Source organism: Curtobacterium sp. 314Chir4.1, assembly GCF_900215175.1.
Classification (GTDB): domain Bacteria; phylum Actinomycetota; class Actinomycetes; order Actinomycetales; family Microbacteriaceae; genus Curtobacterium; species Curtobacterium pusillum_A.
Genome location: NZ_OCMI01000001.1, coordinates 68,104 through 88,304, shown reverse-complemented (window position 1 = coordinate 88,304; position 20,201 = coordinate 68,104). Strand labels below are relative to the sequence as shown.

At 71.0% G+C, this 20,201-nt stretch carries 20 protein-coding genes; 2 read left to right on the top strand and 18 right to left on the bottom strand.

All coding sequences use genetic code 11. The annotated features are described in order from the left end of the window. Positions 1–124: 124 nt before the first annotated feature. Positions 125–1,567, bottom strand: coding sequence for a sugar porter family MFS transporter (locus tag CRP27_RS00400; protein ID WP_255257381.1), 1,443 nt, complete (start codon positions 1,565–1,567; stop codon positions 125–127). A gap of 390 nt (positions 1,568–1,957) precedes the next feature. Between CRP27_RS00400 and CRP27_RS00395 the strand changes: the two genes are divergently transcribed. Beyond that, positions 1,958–2,536, top strand: a complete 579-nt coding sequence (locus tag CRP27_RS00395; protein ID WP_097178855.1) for a murein hydrolase activator EnvC — start codon at positions 1,958–1,960, stop codon at positions 2,534–2,536. Between the two features lie 28 nt (positions 2,537–2,564). Here the strand turns inward: CRP27_RS00395 and CRP27_RS00390 are convergent, their stop codons facing one another. From CRP27_RS00390 to rplS, 9 genes are all read right to left on the bottom strand, one after another. Continuing rightward, entirely contained in the window at positions 2,565–3,497 is a 933-nt protein-coding gene (locus CRP27_RS00390; RefSeq protein WP_097178854.1) for a tyrosine recombinase XerC, read from the bottom strand. A 25-nt stretch (positions 3,498–3,522) separates the two neighbouring features. Next, positions 3,523–4,752, bottom strand: coding sequence for a DNA-processing protein DprA (dprA, locus tag CRP27_RS00385; RefSeq protein ID WP_176505409.1), 1,230 nt, complete (start codon positions 4,750–4,752; stop codon positions 3,523–3,525). Continuing rightward, a complete protein-coding gene (locus CRP27_RS00380) occupies positions 4,749–6,272 on the bottom strand; it encodes a YifB family Mg chelatase-like AAA ATPase (protein WP_176505408.1) in 1,524 nt (507 codons plus the stop codon). The genes dprA and CRP27_RS00380 overlap by 4 nt, the downstream gene beginning before the upstream one ends. Beyond that, positions 6,269–6,637, bottom strand: coding sequence for a YraN family protein (locus CRP27_RS00375; protein ID WP_097178852.1), 369 nt, complete (start codon positions 6,635–6,637; stop codon positions 6,269–6,271). The genes CRP27_RS00380 and CRP27_RS00375 overlap by 4 nt, the downstream gene beginning before the upstream one ends. Positions 6,638–6,787: 150 nt before the next feature. Then, positions 6,788–7,135 carry an Lsr2 family protein gene (locus CRP27_RS00370; RefSeq protein WP_097178851.1) on the bottom strand — a complete coding sequence of 116 codons (348 nt, stop codon included), beginning with the start codon at positions 7,133–7,135 and terminating at the stop codon, positions 6,788–6,790. Positions 7,136–7,242: 107 nt separating this feature from the next. Beyond that, positions 7,243–7,566 carry a DUF2469 family protein gene (locus CRP27_RS00365; protein WP_070419101.1) on the bottom strand — a complete coding sequence of 108 codons (324 nt, stop codon included), beginning with the start codon at positions 7,564–7,566 and terminating at the stop codon, positions 7,243–7,245. A gap of 96 nt (positions 7,567–7,662) precedes the next feature. After that, positions 7,663–8,370, bottom strand: a complete 708-nt coding sequence (locus CRP27_RS00360; protein WP_097178850.1) for a ribonuclease HII — start codon at positions 8,368–8,370, stop codon at positions 7,663–7,665. Continuing rightward, positions 8,367–9,113 (bottom strand): signal peptidase I, encoded by a 747-nt coding sequence (gene lepB, locus CRP27_RS00355; RefSeq protein WP_097178849.1) that lies wholly within the window; start codon positions 9,111–9,113, stop codon positions 8,367–8,369. Before lepB ends, CRP27_RS00360 begins: the two co-directional genes overlap by 4 nt. A gap of 147 nt (positions 9,114–9,260) precedes the next feature. Then, the gene (rplS, locus tag CRP27_RS00350; protein WP_022905818.1) at positions 9,261–9,617 is read right to left on the bottom strand and encodes a 50S ribosomal protein L19; all 357 of its coding nucleotides are present in this window, start codon (positions 9,615–9,617) and stop codon (positions 9,261–9,263) included. 182 nt (positions 9,618–9,799) lie between these two features. Here rplS and map point away from each other — a divergent pair, with 182 nt between their 5' ends. Further along, positions 9,800–10,591, top strand: coding sequence for a type I methionyl aminopeptidase (gene map, locus CRP27_RS00345; protein ID WP_097178848.1), 792 nt, complete (start codon positions 9,800–9,802; stop codon positions 10,589–10,591). Between the two features lie 77 nt (positions 10,592–10,668). On the opposite strand, the gene trmD is transcribed toward map, so the two are convergent. The 8 genes from trmD to aroA form a co-directional block, all read right to left on the bottom strand. Continuing rightward, positions 10,669–11,358 carry a tRNA (guanosine(37)-N1)-methyltransferase TrmD gene (trmD, locus tag CRP27_RS00340; RefSeq protein WP_097178847.1) on the bottom strand — a complete coding sequence of 230 codons (690 nt, stop codon included), beginning with the start codon at positions 11,356–11,358 and terminating at the stop codon, positions 10,669–10,671. 5 nt (positions 11,359–11,363) lie between these two features. Next, positions 11,364–11,972, bottom strand: a complete 609-nt coding sequence (gene rimM, locus CRP27_RS00335) for a ribosome maturation factor RimM (protein ID WP_097178846.1) — start codon at positions 11,970–11,972, stop codon at positions 11,364–11,366. Further along, positions 11,929–12,165: an RNA-binding protein gene (locus CRP27_RS00330; protein WP_022905822.1), complete on the bottom strand. Its 237-nt coding sequence runs from the start codon at positions 12,163–12,165 to the stop codon at positions 11,929–11,931. The genes rimM and CRP27_RS00330 overlap by 44 nt, the downstream gene beginning before the upstream one ends. A 4-nt stretch (positions 12,166–12,169) precedes the next feature. Then, entirely contained in the window at positions 12,170–12,583 is a 414-nt protein-coding gene (gene rpsP, locus CRP27_RS00325) for a 30S ribosomal protein S16 (protein ID WP_097178845.1), read from the bottom strand. 164 nt (positions 12,584–12,747) lie between these two features. Next, on the bottom strand, positions 12,748–14,904 hold the full coding sequence (locus CRP27_RS00320; RefSeq protein ID WP_097178844.1) for an FAD-dependent oxidoreductase: 2,157 nt from the start codon (positions 14,902–14,904) through the stop codon (positions 12,748–12,750). 4 nt (positions 14,905–14,908) lie between these two features. Continuing rightward, a complete protein-coding gene (locus tag CRP27_RS00315) occupies positions 14,909–15,757 on the bottom strand; it encodes an SDR family oxidoreductase (protein ID WP_097178843.1) in 849 nt (282 codons plus the stop codon). A gap of 87 nt (positions 15,758–15,844) precedes the next feature. Next, positions 15,845–17,014, bottom strand: coding sequence for an acyl-CoA dehydrogenase family protein (locus CRP27_RS00310; protein WP_217990671.1), 1,170 nt, complete (start codon positions 17,012–17,014; stop codon positions 15,845–15,847). A 3-nt stretch (positions 17,015–17,017) separates the two neighbouring features. Then, positions 17,018–20,188, bottom strand: coding sequence for a 3-phosphoshikimate 1-carboxyvinyltransferase (aroA, locus tag CRP27_RS00305; protein ID WP_097178842.1), 3,171 nt, complete (start codon positions 20,186–20,188; stop codon positions 17,018–17,020). Positions 20,189–20,201 lie beyond the last annotated feature (13 nt).

Sequence of the window (20,201 nt, the reverse complement as noted above, 5' to 3'; positions counted from 1 at the left end):
GTGGACGCGCGAAGTCAGCGCGCACAGCGCGCTGCTGGATAGATGCTAACAGACTGGAGGCCCGGATCACGTACGCCGACCGGCTTGCGTGATCCGGGCCTCCAGTCCGTGGATCGTGGGGACGTCAGGCCTTCGCGCTCACGGTGTCGCCCTCGGCGGTGATGCCCATCTCCTCGAGGGAGCGACCCTTCGTCTCGGGGATCTTCGCGAGGACGAAGAACAGCGAGAGCAGGGCGAACAGGGCGTAGATGCCGTAGGTAACCGTCAGGTTGAAGCTCGACAGCACCGGGAACGTGATCGTGACGAGGAAGTTCGCGACCCAGTTCGCCGCGGAGCCGACGCCGAGCGCGGTCGCACGGATGCGGTTCGGGAACATCTCACCGAGGAGGACCCACATGAGCGGACCCCAGGTGGCGCCGAACGACACGACGAACAGGTTCGCGAAGATCAGCGCGATGATGCCCCAGGCTCCGGGAAGCTGCGGTGCACCGTCCACGATGGTCGCCTGCGAGAACGCGATCGCGACCATGAGCAGCGACACGAACATGCCGGCCGAACCCGCGACGAGCAGCGGCTTCCGGCCGAGCTTGTCCACGGTGAAGATGGCGATGAAGGTGACCGCGACGTTCACCACCGAGGTGATGGTGGAGATGAGGAACGAATCGCTCTCCTTGAACCCGACGGCCTGCCAGAGCGTCGTCGAGTAGTAGAAGATCACGTTGATGCCGACGAACTGCTGCAGCACCGCGAGGATGATGCCGACCCAGACGATGGGCTGCAGGCCGAAGCGGTTGCCCCGGATGGAGCCCTTCTTCTCGTTGGCCTCCTTCTTGATGCCGTCCTGGATCTCCTCGAGGCTCGTGTTCACGGTGTCGCGGGGCACGATCTTCGTCATGACCTCGCGGGCGTCGTCCGTCCGGCCCTTGGCGAGCAGGAAGCGCGGCGACTCCGGCAGGGTGATCGCCAGGATGCCGTAGACCACCGACGGGATCACGCCGACGAGGAACATCCAGCGCCAGGCGGCCAGGCCGAGGACGGTCTCGGAGGCGCCGCCCGCGGTGACCGCGAACACCTGGTCGGACAGCAGCGCCGCGAAGATACCGAGCGTGATGGCCAGCTGCTGGAACGAGGCCAGACGACCACGGATCGCCTTCGGCGACACCTCGGAGATGTACGCCGGGGCGATGACCGACGCGGTCCCGATGCCGAGACCACCGACGAGGCGCCAGATCACGAGGTCCCACGTCGCGAACGCGAACGCGCTCCCGATCGAGGACACGAGGAAGAGCACGGCGGCCCAGAACATGATCCGGGTACGACCCCAGCGGTCGGCGAGACGGCCGGCGAAGAACGCGCCGAACGCGCAACCGATCAGGGCCGAGGCGACGGCGAAGCCGCTGGCGGCCTCGGACAGGCCGAACTCGCCCTTGATCGCGTCGACCGCGCCGTTGATGACGGACGAGTCGAATCCGAAGAGGAAACCGCCCACCGCTGCTGCGATGGCGAACGCGGTGACCTTCCCCTTGAACGCACGGTCGGTGCCGTGCCCGGTGGTCGTGTTGGACACGATGCTCCTGGGTTCTGCCGCCGTGCGGGATGCTGCACGGTGCCCCGGCGGTCGGCTGGTTCGCCGTCCGAGCGGCGTTGCGTGTTCCGGAGCGGCCCCGACTGTACTCCCCGATCGGCGCGGGGGCGCAATCGGGGCGGGGCCGGCGGGGCGGGGCGGGTCGGACCGACTCGGTTCGACAACATCGACGTCGTGAGACAACCGCGTCGTCGCACCTTGCAGACGCAACGGTTGCGGACGCGCGCTTGCGACAACGCCGATGTCGTGCGACATCGACGTTGTCGCACCGGCCCACGTCAGCCGCCTTCCACAGGCCTGGAGGCGCGACGCACCGCCCACAGATCGACGCACATCCGCCCCTCACGCGTCGGAAAGCGGGACGGTGGGGCCATGCACTTCGGCTCACGGACCCGTCACCCGCGCACGAACCTCCGCGTGGTCGTCGGTGCGGTCGCGGTCGCTGTCGGCGCGGTGTCGGCCGGCACCGCGACGCTGACGCACGGGCGGGAGGCCGTCCGCGGGGCCGTGGTCACCGCTGAGGAGTCGCGTGCCCCGTGGGTGTGGCCGACCGGGGTCCGTGTGGTGAGCCGGCCCTGGGAAGCACCGGCCGACGACTACGCAGCGGGGCACCGCGGTCTCGACGTCCCCGCGGCGATCGGCGACGCGGCGGTCGCGGTCGACGACGGCACGGTGACCTTCGCCGGCTCGGTCGCCGGCCGGGGCGTGGTGACGATCGACCACGGTGGCGGACTCCGCAGCACACTCGACTCCGTGACGCCGTCCGTCACCGCGGGAGACACCGTCGCACCGGGCGACACCGTGGGGCGCGTCGCGGTCGGACACTGCCCGGAGTCGGAGCCCTGCCTGCACCTCGGCGCGCGGCTCGACGACCGCTACGTCGACCCGACGCCGTACCTGCCCGCTGCCGAGTGGCCGGTGCTGCTGCCCGAGGACGCCTGGACCGGGTGACGGACGCGACCGCGCCGGGTGGCGACGGTCACGCCCGGGGGTGCGCCGTCCGGTACACCTCGCGCAGGCGCGCCGAGGAGACGTGCGTGTAGATCTGCGTCGTACCGAGACTCGCGTGCCCGAGGAGCTCCTGCACGGCCCGGAGGTCCGCTCCCCCGTCGAGCAGGTGCGTCGCCGCGGTGTGCCGGAAGGTGTGCGGGCCGCTCGGCCCCTCGCCGGGAAGGTCCTGCAGCACGCGCGCGACGATCCGGTAGGCGCCGCGCACGCCGAGCCGCGCCCCCCGGTCGCCGAGGAACAGCGCACCCGGGTCCACGACGTCGGACCGGGCGGCGAGGACCGGTCGACCACGTTCGAACCACGTCTCGACGGCGTCGCGGGCGGGCACGCCGAACGGCACGACCCGCTCCCGACCGCCCTTGCCGAGGACTCGCACGGTGAGGCGCTGGCGGTCGAGGTCGAGCACGTCGATGCCGACGAGTTCGCTCACCCGGATGGCCGCGGCGTAGAGGAGCTCCACGACCGCCACGTCCCGCAACGCCACGGGGTCGTCCGTCGCCGCACGCGCCGCGAGTCCGTCGAGGATGCTTCGCACCTGGTCGGACGACACGACGCGGGGCAGGTGTGCAGCGCCCTTCGGTGCGCGGAGGCGCGCCCCCGGGTCGACTGCCAGCATGCCGGACTCGCTCGCCCACCGGGTGAACGCCCGCACGGACGACGACCGTCGGGCGATCGTCGACCGGGCGAGGCCACGGTGGTCGGCGTCCCACAGCCAGTCGCGCAACAGGTCGAGCCCGAGGCCGCCGACGCGGTCGATCCCACGGCCGGCCGCGAAGGTGACGAGCTGCCCGAGGTCGTTCGCGTAGGCGCGGACGGTCTGCTCGCTCAGCCCGCGGGCGTGCCGGGAGTGCTCGAGGAACACGTCCACCACCACCGCGAGTGCATCGTCCGTCCGATCCGCCACGGCACCAGGCTAGGTCCCGCCACCGTCAGGCCCGTGCCCACCCGCCGGACGTGTGCACGACGAGTCCCTGCAGCTGCGCGAGCGCCAGGGCATCGGCGACCTCGGCGAGGGACATCCCCGACCGGCCGGCGACCTCGTGATCCGACATGGCCCGACGCCCCAGGGCATCGAGCACGCGGAGGACCTCGGGATCGTGACGTGCGCCGGTGAGCGGCTCGTCCCGACGGTCGACGGTGAACGGGGTGGTCGACGCCACCGCCGCGTCCACCGGGTCCCTCGGGCGGACGACCAGCTGCGCCCTGCCCTGTGCCACGAGCCGGTGGCACCCGACCGACGCCGAGGACGAGAACGCCCCCGGCACGGCGAACACCGGTCGACCGAGTTGGGCAGCGTGGTGCGCCGTGTTCAGGGCGCCGGACCGTGCACCTGCCTCGACGACCACCGTGACGTCGGCGAGGGCGGCGATCAGCCGGTTGCGGGCCAGGAAGCGCCACCGGGTCGGTCGGGTCCCGGGCGGCGACTCGGCGAGCAGTGCGCCCTGCCGTGCGACGTTCCGGAGCAGTTCGACGTTCCCGGCCGGGTAGAGCTGGTCGATGCCGCCCGCGAGCACGGCGGTGGTCGACGCTCCGGCGGCGATGGACACCCGGTGCGCGACCGCGTCGATGCCGTACGCGCCGCCGCTGATGACCGAGCATCCGGCGTCCACGGCGGTCGAGGCGATCTCGGCCGCCGCTTCGGCTCCGGCGACGGTGTTCGCACGGGACCCGACGACGGCGAGGCCCGGTCCGGCTGTCGCTGCCGACGAACGGGACCAGAGCACGAGGGGTGCGTGCGGACCGAGGTCGTCGACGGCGTCGGGCCAACCCGACGCGCCCGGGACGAGGAGTGCGGCGCCGACCCTCCGTGCCGCCGCGAGCACCTCGGCGACGTCGGAACGCCCGAGCCGGGGCGTCCATCGCTCGACCGCGGCCACGAGGACGGCTCCGAACGCGACGGCGTCCTCCGACCCCGCGACCCCCGACTCGACACAGCGACCGAGCAGGTCGCCGACGACGCCGGAGTCCGCCGCCTCGAGCACTGCTCCGAGCGCACGTTCCGGCCCGAGCACCGTCACCAGCTCCCCCGCGACGGCGTCTCCCGGCTCCGCGATGGTCGACCACGCGATCCGCGAGGCGGTCTCGACGAGGTCGACCACGTCGGTGCCGTCCCCGAGTGCGGACCGGACCGCGCCGAGCAGGTCGCTGCCCGCGGTCACAGCGCGCTCCGGAGCGCGAGGGCCTCGCGCACGTGGTTGCCGGCCGGCCGTTCGGCGGACTGCAGGTCCGCGAGGGTCCATGCCAGCCGCATCGTCCGGTCCCACCCGCGCATCGTCAGGGTGCCGAGGTCGAGCGCCCTGTCGAGCGGCGCGGTCGCACCCGGATCGGCCCGTCCCTCGGCTCGGAGCCAGCTGCCGGCCACCTCGGCGTTCCGCGTCCACGGTGTCCCGCGGAGGCGCTCGGTCATCCGCTCGCGCGCGTGCTCGACGACCCGACGGGCCTCCGCGGTCGTCGGGGTCGTGCCGTCGCCGGCGCGGATGCTGCCCGTCGTCACGCGGGGCACCCGGACGCGGATGTCCATCCGGTCGAGCAGCGGCCCGGAGATCCGCCCGAGGTACCGCCGGACCGTCGCTGGGCTGCACTCGCAGGGTTGTCGACTGTCGCCCGCGTTGCCGCAGGGACACGGGTTGGCGGCGAGGAGCACCTGGCACCGCGCCGGGAACTCGGCCGCGCCTGCTGCCCGGTGCACCGTGATCCGCCCGGACTCGAGCGGCTGACGGAGCGCGTCGAGCACCGCGCGCGGGAACTCGGGCGCCTCGTCCAGGAACAGCACACCGCGGGTGGCGCGGGAGACCGCCCCCGGTCGGAGCACCCCGGAACCCCCGCCGACGAGCGCGACCGTCGACGCCGAGTGGTGCGGCGCCTCCCACGGTGGTCGCTCGGTCCAGGACGCCGATCCGAGTCCGGCGACGGACCGCACCGATGCGACCTCGAGCGCTGCCTCACCGTGGAGGTCGGGCAGCAGCCCGGGCAGCCGCTCAGCGAGCATCGTCTTCCCGGCCCCCGGTGGCCCGAGCAGCAGGGCGTGGTGTCCACCGACCGCTGCGGCCACCACGGCACGGACGCCGATCGGGTTCCCGATCACGTCGGCGAGCTCCGCGACGGGTCGTTGGTCGGACGGCGCCGCGATCGGCAGGACGGCCTCGACCTCGACGGCGGGCAGGAGCGCACCGGCGTCGATCGCTGCGGCGCGGAGCGAGTCGACGCCGTGGACTTCGACGCCCTCGACGAACCGCGCCTCGGCGAGGTTGCCGACCGGGACGACGACCCGCGCGGCGCCGGCGCCACGGGCCGCGAGGAGCATCGGGATCACCCCGACGACCGGCCGCACGCGTCCGTCGAGCCCCAGTTCGCCGATGTACACCACCCGCTCGGACACCCTCGGTGCCACCCCGGCCCCGGCCAGCACGGCCATGGCGATCGCGAGGTCGAAGCCAGACCCGCGCTTCGGGATCGCGGCCGGCGTCAGGTTGACGGTGATCCGCCGAGCGGGCAGCGGGCACCCCGCGTTGGCGGCGGCCGCTCGGACCCGCTCACGGGCCTCGCCCAGGGACGTGTCCGGCAGGCCGATGATGCTGAACGCCGGCAGTTGGCTGGTCAGGTGCGCCTCGACCTCGATCCGCCGGCCGGCGACCCCGATGAGCGCGATGGCCGATGCCCGTCCGATCCCGGTCGTCACAGCACACCGGCAACGTGCTCGACCCCGACCCGGTCACCGTCGACGTGCACCGCGACGGCGTCGATCCGGACCGCCCGGGCGGACACCTCCGGGTGGTCCTCGAACCACGCGGGCACGAGGCGCCGCAACCGGGTGACCTTCGATGCCGTGATCGCCTCGAACGGGTGGCCGGTCGAGTTGCCGGCCCGCGTCTTCACCTCGATGAAGACGAGCGTGCAGGACTGCCACGCGATGATGTCGACCTCACCCCGCGCGCAGCGCCAATTGCGTTCGAGCACCCGGAATCCGTGGTCCTCCAACCATTCCGCGGCCCGGTCTTCACCGAATCGTCCGAGACTGCTGTTCCGCAGCGGTGTTTGCTCCATGTCGTTGCCTCCGCGTCGACCATCGCGGAGCGCACCGTCGCCCGAGGAACTCCACGGATGATCAGTGGAGAACGACGGCCGACGCGTGACTGTGGAGGACAAAGCAAGAACCCGGACGACCGAGGTCGTCCGGGTTCTGTGCGATCACGATCAGTGCGCGGCTGCGTACGCTTCCTGCACCTGGGTCGAGATGCGGCCACGGGTCGAGACCTCGTACCCGTTCTCCTTCGCCCATTCACGGATCTTCGCGAGTTCCTCGGAGTTGCCGCGCTTCGGCGCCGACTTCGGAGCGGAACCGCCCGTGCGGCGACCGGAGACCTTGCGCGCAGCGGCGACGTAGTCGGAGATCGCTTCGCGGAACTTGTCGACGTTTTCGTCCGTCAGGTCGATCTCGTAGGACGAACCGTCGAAGGCGAATTCGAGGGTGCGACCCGAACCGGGGGTGATGGGCGAGTCGTCGAGGTCGTCGACGAGCTGGACTGTGACCTTCTGTGCCATGGCGCGCTCCTGCAATCGGGGACGGAATTCCCCATCACATTAGCGGGAAGAAATCACCGGAGTCGAATTGCGACGGTGTTTCTCAGCAATAGCATTACAAGTGAAGATCACTCGTCGAGTGCGAGTTCCTTCGGCAGCTCGAGTTCACGCGACGTGAGTTCCTCGACGTTGACGTCCTTGAAGGTCAGCACCCGGACGGATTTCACGAACCGGTCGGAACGGTAGACGTCCCACACCCAGACGTCGTTCATCGTCAATTCGAAGTAGAAGTCGTGCTCGGTGTCCCGGCGAGCGAGTTCCACTTCGTTGGCCAGGTAGAAACGCCGCTCGGTCTCGACCACGTACCGGAATTGCGACACGACGTCGCGGTACTCGCGGTACAGGGCAAGTTCGACCTCGCGGTCGTAGTCGTCGAATTCGTCGTCATCCATCGCGCCCACAGTCTACGGCGACCGGAGCGCCCGCGGCACAACCCCCGGACCGGACACGCGGCACGACGCGCGGCAGCCCGGACGGACCACACCGGGTCAGCCCGCCAGCGAGTCCAGTTCCGCGAACCCGTCGAGTGCGACGCTCGACGCCTGGTGCAGCCAACTCTTCCGGTGCAGCGCGTGGGCACCGACCGACCGGATGGCGTCGTAGTGGGCGGTCGACCCGTACCCCTTGTTCGAGGCCCACGCGTAGTGCGGCGCCTCGTCGTGCGCCGCCGTCATCAGGGCGTCCCGAGCCACCTTGGCCACCACCGACGCCGCAGCCACCGACGCGCAGTCCCGGTCGGCCTTGACCCGGACGACGACCTCGAGCGGGTCGGACGGCAGCCGCAGGGACGCCGGCACGGCCCGGGTGAGCCAGTCGAACGACCCGTCGAGCACGACGACGGCGCCGTCGAGCGCCACACCGGAGGCAATCAGGGTCGACAGCGCCGCAGCCCCTGCCTGCCCGAGGGCCGGCACGATGCCCTGCTGGTCGACGACGTCGGCCGACGCCATCCCGACGGCAGTCCGGGTCCACCGGCGGACGACCGGGTCGAGCGCCTCCCGCCGCGCGGCACTGAGCAGCTTCGAGTCCGCCAGCCCGTCTGGAACCCGGCCGATGTCGACCGTCACGGCAGCGACCCCCACGGCCACGGGACCGGCGATCGCACCGCGACCGACCTCGTCCATGCCGATCACGGTCACACGTCCCGCCCCGAGGAGCTTCTTCTCGACACGGAGCGACGGACGGACCACGGTCACTGGTCCCGCTCCTCCACGCCGGCGAACACGTCGGGGTAGTCGTCGAGCCAGGTCCAGCGGCTGGTCGGCCAGGAGATCACGAACGCCCGACCCGTGACGTCGGACATCGGCACGAAGCCCTTCGACGGGGTGTCGCCGTTGTAGCGGGAGTCCTTCGAGTCGTACCGGTTGTCACCCATCACCCAGATCGTGCCCTTCGGCACGGTCACCGAGAAGTCGGTCCCGGAGGCGCGGGTCTCCCCCGTCGGGAGCTTCAGGTAGGGCTCCTTGATCGGCACGCCGTTCACGGACATCTGCCCGAGGTCGTTGCAGCAGGAGACTTTGTCGCCGGGCAGACCGATGACGCGCTTGATGAGGTGGTCGTCGCTGTCCCCGGTGCCGAGCCCGACCTGCGTGAGGAGCCAGTCGATCGACTTCGCGGGCTGCGTGTCCGGGGTGACGTTCGGCACCTCCGACCCGGTGAGCCACCCGCCCGGGTCCTTGAACACGACGACGTCCCCTCGCTTGAGGGACACCATCCCCGGGACGAGCTCGTTGACGATCACCCGGTCGTTGATCTGCAGCGTGTTCTCCATCGACGCCGACGGAATGTAGAACGACCGGATCAGGAAGGTCTTGACGAGGAACGAGACGAGCAACGCCGCGATGAAGATGATGACGAGGTCGCGGAGGAACGTGAGGACGCCGTTCCGCTTCTTCTCGACACGGGGCCGGCGCCCGGTTTCGTCAGTCGTGTCCGTCATTTCCACTCTCGTTCGCACACCCCGCGTTCGCACGCCACGACCGGGGAAGGAGCCAGCACAAAGGAAAGCCCCCCGTCGATGCACAACCGTACATCGGCGAGGGGCGAGCAGCGGCGTCCGGCTCGCGGACGCTCACTGTGAAGGCGATCAGGAGTCGCGCTTCTCCTTGATCTTGCGACGGGCCGCCTTGCCGCGCAGTTCGCGGAGGTAGTAGAGCTTCGCACGACGGACGTCACCCTTGGTGACGATCTCGATGTGGTCGATGATCGGCGAGTGCACCGGGAACCAGCGCTCGACGCCGACCTGGAAGCTCACCTTGCGGACCTTGAAGGTCTCGCCGAGGCCGTGGCCCTGGCGGCCGATGACGACGCCCTGGAACACCTGGACACGCGAGCGCGTGCCTTCGATGATGTTGACGTGCACCTTGATGGTGTCGCCGGGGCGGAAGTCCGGGACGTCGGTGCGCAGCGACGCTGCGTCGACGTGGTCGAGGAGCTGGCTCATGATTGGGTCACTCTCTGCGGACGCACACGGGTCGCCGCGGATCGAATTCGGTTGGAAGTGTGGTGTGCCCGGTGTCGGCGACTCCCCCGTGGCAGAGTCCAGCCAGGGCACAGCTACCCATCTTGCCACAGCAGACCAGCCGCGCAAAACGCACGGGCACGAGAACACGCGAGGATGGACCCATGATCGAACTCCGCACCCCCGCCGAACTCGACGGCCTCCGCGCCGCCGGCCGCTTCGTGGCCGATGTCCTCGACGAGCTGCTCGAGACGGTGGACGTCGGTGTGAACCTGCTCGACCTCGACCGGGTGGCCGCGCGGATGATCGCCGACCGGGGTGCCGTCAGCTGCTACGTCGACTACCACCCGTCGTTCGGCAGGTCGCCGTTCGGCAGGAACCTCTGCACCTCGGTGAACGACGCAGCGTTGCACGGTCTGCCGCACGACCGCACGCTCGCCGACGGCGACCTCGTGAGCCTCGACTTCGCCGCGAGCCTCGACGGCTGGGTCGCGGACTCCGCCGTCACGGTCCAGGTCGGCACGCCGCGGGAGGACGACCAGCGCCTCATCGAGACGGTCGAGCGCGGACTCGCCGCCGGCATCGCGCAGTTCCGGACCGGCAACAAGCTCGGCGACGTGTCGTACGCGATCGGTCGCGTCGCGAAGGACGCCGGCTACGACGTGAACCTGCAGTTCGGCGGACACGGCGTCGGACGGACGATGCACGGCGACCCGCACGTCCCGAACGACGGCCGGCCCGGGCGCGGCCTCAAGCTCCAGAAGGGGCTGGTCGTCGCGATCGAGCCGTGGCTCATGCAGGGCACCGCGGACCTCTACCAGGACGAGGACGGCTGGACCCTCAAGAGCGTCGACGGCTCGCGTGCAGCGCACGTCGAGCACACCGTCGCGGTGACGGAGGCCGGTCCCGAGGTCCTCACCCTGCGTCGCGCCCAGCGCGCCGACGCGACCGCCTGACGGACTGGAGGCGCGGTGCCAGCTGGCACCGCGCCTCCAGTCACACGCAGACGAGCGGGCGCCGCGCCAGCCGAGTGCTACGCGTCCGGCAGCAGGTCCGGCCGGACGCGCCGCGTCCGCTCCACCTGCTGCTCGTGCCGCCACGCGGCGACACGGCCGTGGTGCCCGCTGAGCAGGACCTCCGGCACGTCGATGTCACGCCAGGACGCGGGCTTCGTGTACGAGGGGTACTCGAGCAGGCCGTCCTCGTGGGACTCCTCGACGAGCGACTCCGGGTTGCCGACGACGCCGGGCACGAGGCGCCCGACGGCCTCGATGACGGCCATCGCCGCGACCTCGCCACCGTTCAGCACGTAGTCCCCGAGCGACAGTTCGACGACCGAGCAGCGTGACGCCGCCCACTCGAACACGCGGGCGTCGATGCCCTCGTAGCGCCCGCAGGCGAACACGAGGTGCGACTCGACGGCCAGCGACCGTGCGAGGGACTGCTTGAACGGGGTGCCGGCCGGGGTCGGGACGACGAGGGTCGACGACCCGTCGGGCCGCAGGATCGACTCGAGCGCCTGCGCCCACGGCTCAGGCTTCATGACCATGCCCGCTCCCCCGCCGTACGGGGTGTCGTCCACGGTCCGGTGCCGGTCGGTCGTCCAGGAGCGGAGGTCGTGCACGTGCACGTCGAGCAGCCCGTCGGTGCGGGCCTTGCCGAGCAGGGACACGTCGAGCACGGAGAAGAACTCCGGGAAGATCGTGACGATGTCGATGCGCACGCGCGCTAGTCCGTCACGGTCTCGGGACGCGACGTGTCCTCCGGGTCCTCGAAGAGGCCGGTCGGCGGTGTCACGGTGACGGTGCCCGCGGCGATGTCGACCGCGGGGACGATCGCCGAGACGAACGGCACGAGGACCTCGCCGCGGTCGGGCGTGTCGATGGCGAGCAGGTCCTGCGCCGGGAGGTGGTCGACCCGGGCGACCGTGCCGACCTCGACGCCGTCGCGGAGGACCCGCAGGCCGACCAGCTGGTGGTCGTACCAGGCGTCGTCCTCGCCGGTCTCGGCGTCGGCGTCCTGCTCGACCCAGAGGATCGCACGGGCGAGGGTCTCAGCAGCCGTGCGGTCCCCGATGCCCTCGAAGAAGGCGACCGGGTGGCCGTTGTACCAGCGCAGCTCGTCGAGCGCGATGGTCTTGCCGGCCCACGGCGAGTCCTCGGGGACCTGGAGCGTGAAGACCGCTCCGCGCGTGAACCGACGGTCCGGGTCGTCGGTGTAGAGCTCGAGCTTGATGCCGCCCTTGAGCCCGTGCGCCTTCGTGATTCGACCCACCCGGAGCTGGGTCGTCTCCCTAGGAATCGGTGTCGACCACGTCGACACGCACCCGCTTGCCATCGGCCAGAGCCGTGACGAGGGTGCGCAGCGCCTTTGCGGTCCGTCCGGCGCGACCGATCACGCGGCCGAGGTCCTCGGGGTGCACGCGCACCTCGAGGACCTCGCCCCGCGCGGAGGTGGAACTGGCGACGCGCACGTCGTCAGGGTGATCGACGATCCCCTTGACGAGGTGCGTCAGCGCGGATTCGAGCAAGGAATTACGCCTCGGTCGTCTCTGCGGTCTCGTCGGCCGTCTCCGGAGCAGCGGCCGGGGCCTTCTTCTCCGACTTCGGCTTGAGGACGGCCTTCTTGGAGGAGTCCACGACGAACGCCTGCTTGGGCTCGGCGACCTTGACCTTGGACTCGGTGTCCTTCTCGCCCTTGAACTTGGCCCAGTCACCGGTGAGCTTCAGCAGCGCGGCGACCTGCTCGGTCGGCTGCGCGCCGACGCCGAGCCAGTAGAGCGCACGCTCGGACTCGATCTTGATGACCGAGGGCTCCTCGGTCGGGTGGTACTGACCGATCTCCTCGATCACACGACCGTCGCGCTTGGTGCGCGAGTCGGCGACGACGATGCGGTAGTACGGCGCACGGATCTTGCCGAGGCGCTTGAGACGGATCTTGACAGCCACAATTACTCCTGTTGCGTGTTGTTGTGGTTGAACCGGAACCGCGGGCGTGGGGGCACACACGGTGGAAGCTCGGAATGAGTCGCGCACAGCTGGATAGAGGGTCGAGCAGGCGCGATTCGACCGTTCATTCTTACAGATTCCCGGCCGGGATGCGAGTCGACGCGCTAGGGGGCGAGTCGCCGGACCGCTTCGAGCGCCTCGGACGTCGCGCGGACCGCGTCCACGCTCCGTGCGTCGCGCGCGCCGCCGACGACGGCGAAGGGCACACCGGCGTCCTGGAGGCCCGTGACGAGTCCGTCGGTCGGCCGTCCGTCCGCCTCGTCACCGGTCCACGGCGTCGGGCCGTCACCGACGGAGAGCGCCCGTTCCTGCCCCGCGCAGACGACGACGTTGTCCGCGGGGACGGCGCGTTCCTCGCCGTGCTCGTCCCGGATCCAGAGCACGCCCGGTTCGATGCGGAGGTACTCCTGCACGCCGCCGACCATGTGCACACCGGCGTCCCGGAGCCGCCCGATCGCGACCCACCGCGAGGTGATCCCGACGCCCTGGCCGAACTTGCCGGAACGGCGAAGCACGGTGACGTCCGGACCCGGTCGGAGCGTGCGGGTCGCCGCGGGGAGGCGCTGCGGCACGTCCCCGACGACGGCCTCGGACACGTCGAGGTCCCAGCGGGCGGCGAACTCGGTGGCCCGGTGGGCCTCGTCGGGCGACTCGACGAGGAAGGCCGCGGTGTCGACGCCGATGCCACCGCCGCCGATGATCGCGACGGTGCCGGCGGGGACGCCCTCGCGCAGGGCCCGCTCGTAGGACAGGACGTGGGGCAGCGAGGCTCCCGGGATGTCGACGACCCGCGGGACGACCCCCGGTGCGAGCACCACGGCGTCGCTGCCGGTCAGGTCACCGGCGGTCGCCGGACGGCCGAGGTGGATCGTCGCACCGCGCTGGTCGAGTTCGGCGCGGGCGGACCGCACGGTGGCGGCGTAGTCCTCCTTGCCGGGCACGAGCGCGGCGAGGCCGAACTGGCCGCCGAGCTCGTCGGAGGCTTCCCACAGCGTCACGGTGTGCCCGCGCCGTGCTGCATCGACGGCGGCTGCGAGTCCCGCGGGACCGCCACCGACGACGTCGACCCGCTTCGGCGACGCCGTCGGGCGTGCCGGGAAGGCGACCTCGCGGGCGGCACGAGGGTTGACGAGGCACGACACCGGCTGGCCGATGATCGACCGGTCGAGGCAGGCCTGGTTGCAGCCGATGCAGGTGTTGACGAGGTCGAACGCGCCGGCGAGCGACCGGTTCACGATCGCGGGGTCGGCGAGGAACGGGCGGGCGAGGGCGACGGCGTCGATGGTCCCGTCGGCGAGGACGGTCTCGCCGTCGCGCAGGTCGGTCATCCGGTTCGACGCGATGACCCTGACGTCCGGGTACGCCGAGGCGCGGACGACACCGGCGATGCGCGCCGCGTACTCGAGCCAGGCCCCGTGCGGCACGGCGGCCTGCACGGTCGGCGTCCGGGACTCGTGCCAGCCGATCCCGACCGAGATCCCGTCGAGGCCGAGCGGCAGCAGGTCGTGGACGAGGGCGTCGACGTCCGCGTCGGTCGACGACCCCGGCATCAGGTCGGCCCCGGACAGCCGGATCGTCACGGCGAGCTCGGGCACCGCGGCACGGACGGCCCGCACGACCTCCACGGTGAACCGGCGCCGACGCTCCGCGTCACCGCCCCACTCGTCGTCGCGCAGGTTCGTCAGCGGCGACTGGAACTGGTTGATGAGGTAGCCCTCTGACGCCATGATCTCGACGCCGTCGAAGCCGATGTCGCGCGCGCTGCGGGCCGCGGCGGCGAAGTCCTCGATGGTCCGCTCGATGTCCGATGGGGTCATCTCCGCGGGCACGACGCCACGGGCAGCAGCCCACGGCAGTGCCGACGGCGCCAGGACCCGCTGGGGTTCCCCATGCCGGTCGACCATGCCGGACGCGAGCGCGTACCGGCCGGCGTGGAAGAGCTGCGCGAGGATCGTCGACCCCTCGTCGTGCACCGCCTGCACCGCCGCACGGAACCGCTCGTCCGCTCCCCCGACGCCGAACACCGCGAAGTCCGGGCCGCCACGGGCCTCGTCGTTGACGGCGATGCCGCCGGTGATGATGCACGCGGCACCGCCGGCGGCCCGCTCACGGTAGAACGCCGCCATGCCGGCCCCGCCGTCGTCGTGCACCTCGAGCCCCGTGTGCATCGACCCCATGACCACCCGGTTCGACAGGTGCAGGGGGCCGAGCGTCCACGGCGAGGAGACGACGGCGAGGTCGGGCAGGGCGACGGTGCTCATGCGCCTACTCTGCCGTGTCGGACGCCGCGTCGGCGGCAGGCGGCAGGACCGCGTCGCGCAGCGGCGACGTCGTGTCCGCCCAGAACGGCGGCGCGATCACGGTCAGGCCGCCGTCCACCGACAGCACCTGCCCGGTGATGTACCCGGCCTTGTCGGAGAGCAGGAAGTCGACCGCGTCGGCCATGTCGTCCGCGGTGCCGGGGCGCTGCAGCGGGAGCTTCTCGAACACGGAGTCGATGGGCGCCTGGCCGGGGACCTTCGTGTAGAAGTACTCGAGCGAGTCGGTGTCGATGAGGCCGCCGTTGACCGCGTTCACGGTGATCTGACGCGGCCCGAACTCGACGGCCATGTACTTCATGTAGGACTCGCTCATGGCCTTCGCGGCGCCGAGCGCGGCGTACGTCGGGAACGCACGGAGCGACCCGTACGAGGTGACCACGACGATCCGGCCGCCCTTGTCCATGAGCTGCGCGGCACGCTGCGCCCCGAGCACGAACGAGCGGGCGTTCGTGGCGTAGCTGCGGTCGAGGTGGTGCAGCTTGAGGTCCGCGACGGGCTTGAAGGCGCTGGCGGCCGCGTTCGCGACGAAGTAGTCGAGGCGACCGTAGGTGTCGCGCACCAGGTCGAACAGCGCGTCGATCGACTCCGGCTGCTCGATGTCGACCTGTGCCGTGATGCCGTCGCCGCCGGCGGCCTTGACGTCGGCGAGCGACTCCTCGGCCAGGTCGGCGTTGCCCTTGTACGTCACGACGACGGTGACGCCGCGCTGGCCGAGCTTCTGCGCGAGCAGGCGGCCGATGCCGCGCGAGGCGCCCGTGATGAGTGCGATGGGTGCGGAGGTGGAGTCGGTCACTTCAGTCCTTTGCGTGCGTGCGTGGAGACGGACTGGAGGCGCGGGGCGGGCCCGCACCGCGCCTCCAGTCCGCTGGTGGGTTGCGGTCTAGAACCCGGCCTGGCCGGTCACGACGGCACGGCCGACGACCAGCTTCTGGATCTCGTTGGTTCCTTCTTCGAAGCGCTGCGCGCGCGCGTCGCGGTAGACGCGCTCGATCGCGTTGCGCTTCCAGTAGCCCTGGCCGCCGTGCACCTGCAGGGCCTTGTCGGTGACGCGGGCGAGCATGTCGACGGCGACCATCTTCGAGGCGCTGGACAGCGTCCCGGCGTCCGGACGGTCCTCTTCGTAGGCACGGGCGGCCTCGAGCACGAGCGCGCGGGCCGCGGCGATGTCGGCGTAGTTCTCGGCCAGGTAGAACTGGATCGCCTGTCGGCTGGCGAGCTTCTTGCCGAACGTCTCGCGCGTGTTCGCGTACTCGACCGCGAGCTCGTTCGCACGCTCGGCCAGGCCGACGGCGCTCATCGCGACGGACACGCGGCTCGGCAGGAGGAAGCCGCCGAGTGCGACCTCGAGGCCCTGCCCCTCGGCACCGAGCAGCGCGCTCGCGGGGACCGGGACGTCCGTGAAGCGGAGGATCGCGTGGTCCGTGCCGCGGATGCCCATGGTGTCGGAGTCGTCGATCACCTCGGCGCCCGGCAGCCCGCTGTTCGGCATGAGGAACGCGACCGTGCCGTCCTGGCCCGTGGTGCCCTCGAGGCGCGCGGCGATGAGCCAGTAGTCGGCCTTCACGCCGAACGTGATGAGGTGCTTCTCGCCGTTCATCACGTACGTGTCGCCCTCGCGACGGACGGTGGTGCGGATGTCCGCGCCGGTGCCGGCGGTGGCCTCGGTCAGGGTGAACGCCACGAGCTTGTCACCCGCGACGCTCGGCTTGACGACCTGCTCGATCTGCTCCGGCGTCGCGTACGGCTCCATGGCGCGCCACGTGCCGTTGATGACGTGCACGAGCATGCGGATCGAGGCGTGCGAGCGGGAGACGATCTCCATGATCTCGAGGTACCGCGAGAACGGGATGCCCCGGCCGCCGAGCTCCTCAGGCGCGGCGAGGCTGAGCCAGCCCTTGTCCTTGAGCTCCTGGAAGAGCTCGGGCGACACCTGCCCGGTGCGCTCGATCTCCTCGGCCCACTCCTCGCCACGGCCGCGGACCCACTCGGTCACCTCGGCCTTGAGCTCCTGGAAGGCGGCTTCGGTCTGGGGCTCCATGACCATCGTCATCGTTCAGTTCTCCTTCGTCGCGACGAGCGCGGCTGCCTGCTCGCGCAGGACGTTCTTCTGGACCTTGCCGACCGCGTTGCGCGGCAGTTCGGCGATGTACTCGAGCCGCTCAGGCCAGTAGTACTTGCTCACGCCGGCCTTGTCGAGCGCGCGCTGCATCCCGGCGAAGTCGAGCAGCTCCGCGCCGGCTGCCGGCACGACGAACGCGCAGGCACGCTCGCCGAGGCGGGCATCCGGCATCGCGACGATCGCGACGTCGGTGACGAGCGGGTGCTGGTAGAGCAGGTTCTCGATCTCGACGACCGGGATCTTCTCGCCACCGCGGTTGATGACGTCCTTGATGCGGCCCGTAATCGAGAGGAAGCCCTTCTCGGACACCTTCGCCAGGTCACCGGTGCGGTACCAGCCGTCCTCGGTGAAGACGTCGTCCGTCAGGTCGGGGCGGTCGAGGTACCCGTCGAACATCGTCGGCGAGAACAGCTCGAAGTTGCCCTCGGTGTCCGCCGGGAGCTCGTGCCCCTCGTCGTCGACGATGCGGATCCGGATGCCGGGCAGCGCGCGACCGTCGTGGCCGTAGGCGTCCGCCGGGTCGTCGGTCGGGCTGGAGAGCGCCCCGAGGCAGGTCTCGCTCGTCCCGAACGCGCCGAGGATCGCGGTGCCGAGCACCGTCGCGGCACGCTGGGCCAGTGCACGGGGCACCGCGGCGCCGGTCGGTACGAAGATCCGGAGCGACTCCGGCTGCGGCGCGCCCGCCTCGACCAGGTCGACGAGGTCGGTCAGGAACGGCGTCGCGCACTGCACGAACGTGGCCCCCGCGGCGCCGAACGCCTGCTCGAGGGCGACGGTGCCGTCCCAGACGGGCTGGATGACCTGGGGCGCACCGAGGCGGAAGGCCAGGAGCATGCCGTACAGGAAGCCGGTCTGGTGGGCGAGCGGCGACGGGATGTAGATCCGGTCCTCGCTCGTCAGGCCGGACTGCGCGACGTGCATCGCCGTCGCCAGGCCGAGCGTGCGGTGCGGGTGCTGCACGCCCTTCGGCTCGCCGGTCGTGCCGGAGGTGAAGAGCAGCTGGCAGACGTCGTCCGGGCCGGGCGCGTGGGACAGGATCTGGTCGACGTCCACCTGCACCGAGTCGAGCGCGGTGTCGAAGTAGCGCCAGTTCCACTCGCTCGCGGCGACGCGGTCGGCGGCGTCGGCGGGCAACGGCGGCTGGTTCGTCGGGCTGTCCGCCTGTCCGCGGGCCTCGGAGCGGAGCACGACCACGTGCTCGACCGACAGGCGGCGCTTCTGGGCCTTCGCCTCGTCGATGACGTCGAGCAGCTCGAGGGCCGGACGGCGCTTGCGGAACAGGTTCGGCAGGAACACGACCCGGGCACGGGAACGCGCGAGGGTCATGGTCGTCTCGCGGGGCCCGAACACCGGCATGATCGGCGTCGCGACGGCACCGATCTGGATCGCGCCGAGGCTGATCGACACGAACTCGCGCCAGTTCGGCAGCTGCATCGCGACGGACTCCCCGGTGCGCACGCCGAGTTCGAGGAGCAGCGCGGAGACCTTGTCGGCCTCGTCCTGCAGTTCCTTCCACGTCGTGTTGACCGGCTCCGGACCGCCGACCTCGATGACCGCCAGGCCGTCCGGGTCGGTCTGCGACAGGGCGCGGACCTTCTCGCTCAGGACGAGCGGGTCGGCGTCCACGCCGGTCAGTTCGGGCATCGGGTTCGTCGCTTCCTGGGCGTCGCCGAGGTCGGTGCGCTGCGGCGTCAGATCTGCGCGCTCGGCGGCGGCCTCGGCCGCGTCGGTCCGGTCGTCCCGGGCCACCTGGGCGGCGAGGCCGTCGCCGACCTCCATGTCGAGGCCGACCGAGTTCATCGCCTCGAGGAAGGTCGGGTACGAGATCCGGTACGCCCGCGGGTAGGTCAGTGCGGAGACCCCCTCGGCCTTCGACGCGGCGACGGCGAGGGACATCAGCACGCGGTGGTCGTTGAACGACGACATCGGGGAGCCGTGCAGCTCGCCCGGGCCGACACCCGTCACGCGCAGTTCGTCGGCACCCTGCTCGGCGCGGCCGCCCATCCGGTTCAGCTGGAGCATCGCCGCGACGCGGTCGGACTCCTTCAGCCGGATGTGCGCCACGTTCCAGAGTCGGGTCGTGCCCTCGGCGAAGGTCGCCATCGTGGACAGGATCGGCAGGAGGTCCGGGATGGGCTGGCAGTCGATGTCGAGGGGCTTCAGGGGGGAGCCGTCGTGCTCGATGCGCACGAAGCCGGTCTCCTCGTCGATCCGCATCGGGACGCCCATCGCCGTCGCGAGGTCGAGGAACTCGCTCTCCGGGTGGTCGGTCTCGGCGGTGGTGAACGCCGTCATGCCGCGCAGCAGCACGTTCGACTCACGGATGCCGGCGGCCGCGATGCCGAACGCGGCCGAGCCGATGTCCGGCGGGATCACGTAGTCGTGCGGCGTGGCCTGCTGGTTCGCCGGGATCCGGTACTCGAGCCAGTCGTCGGACACCTCGACCGTGAGTCCGAACTGGCGCATCATGCGGACGGTCAGCTCGACGTAGGGCTGCTCGTTGAGCCGTCCGCCGGTGATGTGGATGCGGGTGTCCTGCTCGGCGAACGGCGCCACGAGCAGCAGCCCCGAGATCCACTGCGACAGGGTGCCGGCGATCGAGACGTCGCCGCCGCGCGGACGCTTCGGCTGGACGGTGACCGGCGGGCAGTCGTTCGTCGCCTCGAGCTCGACGCCCATCTGCTGGAGCGACGTCAGCAACGCCTTGATCGGGCGGCGCTGGAAGTACTTCATGCCCGAGAGCGTCATCGGCTTGTCCGCCAGGGACGCCAGCCCGGTCATGAAGTACAGGGTCGTACCGGAGGACCCCATGTTCAGGATGCCGTCGGCTCCCCGGGAGCCGTGGTCGACGACGTCGGTCGCTTCGTACCGCCCGCCGAGGCCGGTGACGTGGTACTCGTTGCCACGACGCTTGACGTCGACGCCGAGCGCACGGAGCGTGCCCACGGTCCATTCGACCTGCCGCGTGGCACTGATCCCGGAGACGACGCTCGTCCCCTTCGCCAGCGACGCGAGCACCAGCGCGCGGTGCGCGTGGTACTTCGAGACCGGGATGTCGAGTTCTCCGACCAGCGGTGCGGACGTACCGCGCACGACCAACTGCATGCGTACCTCTTCC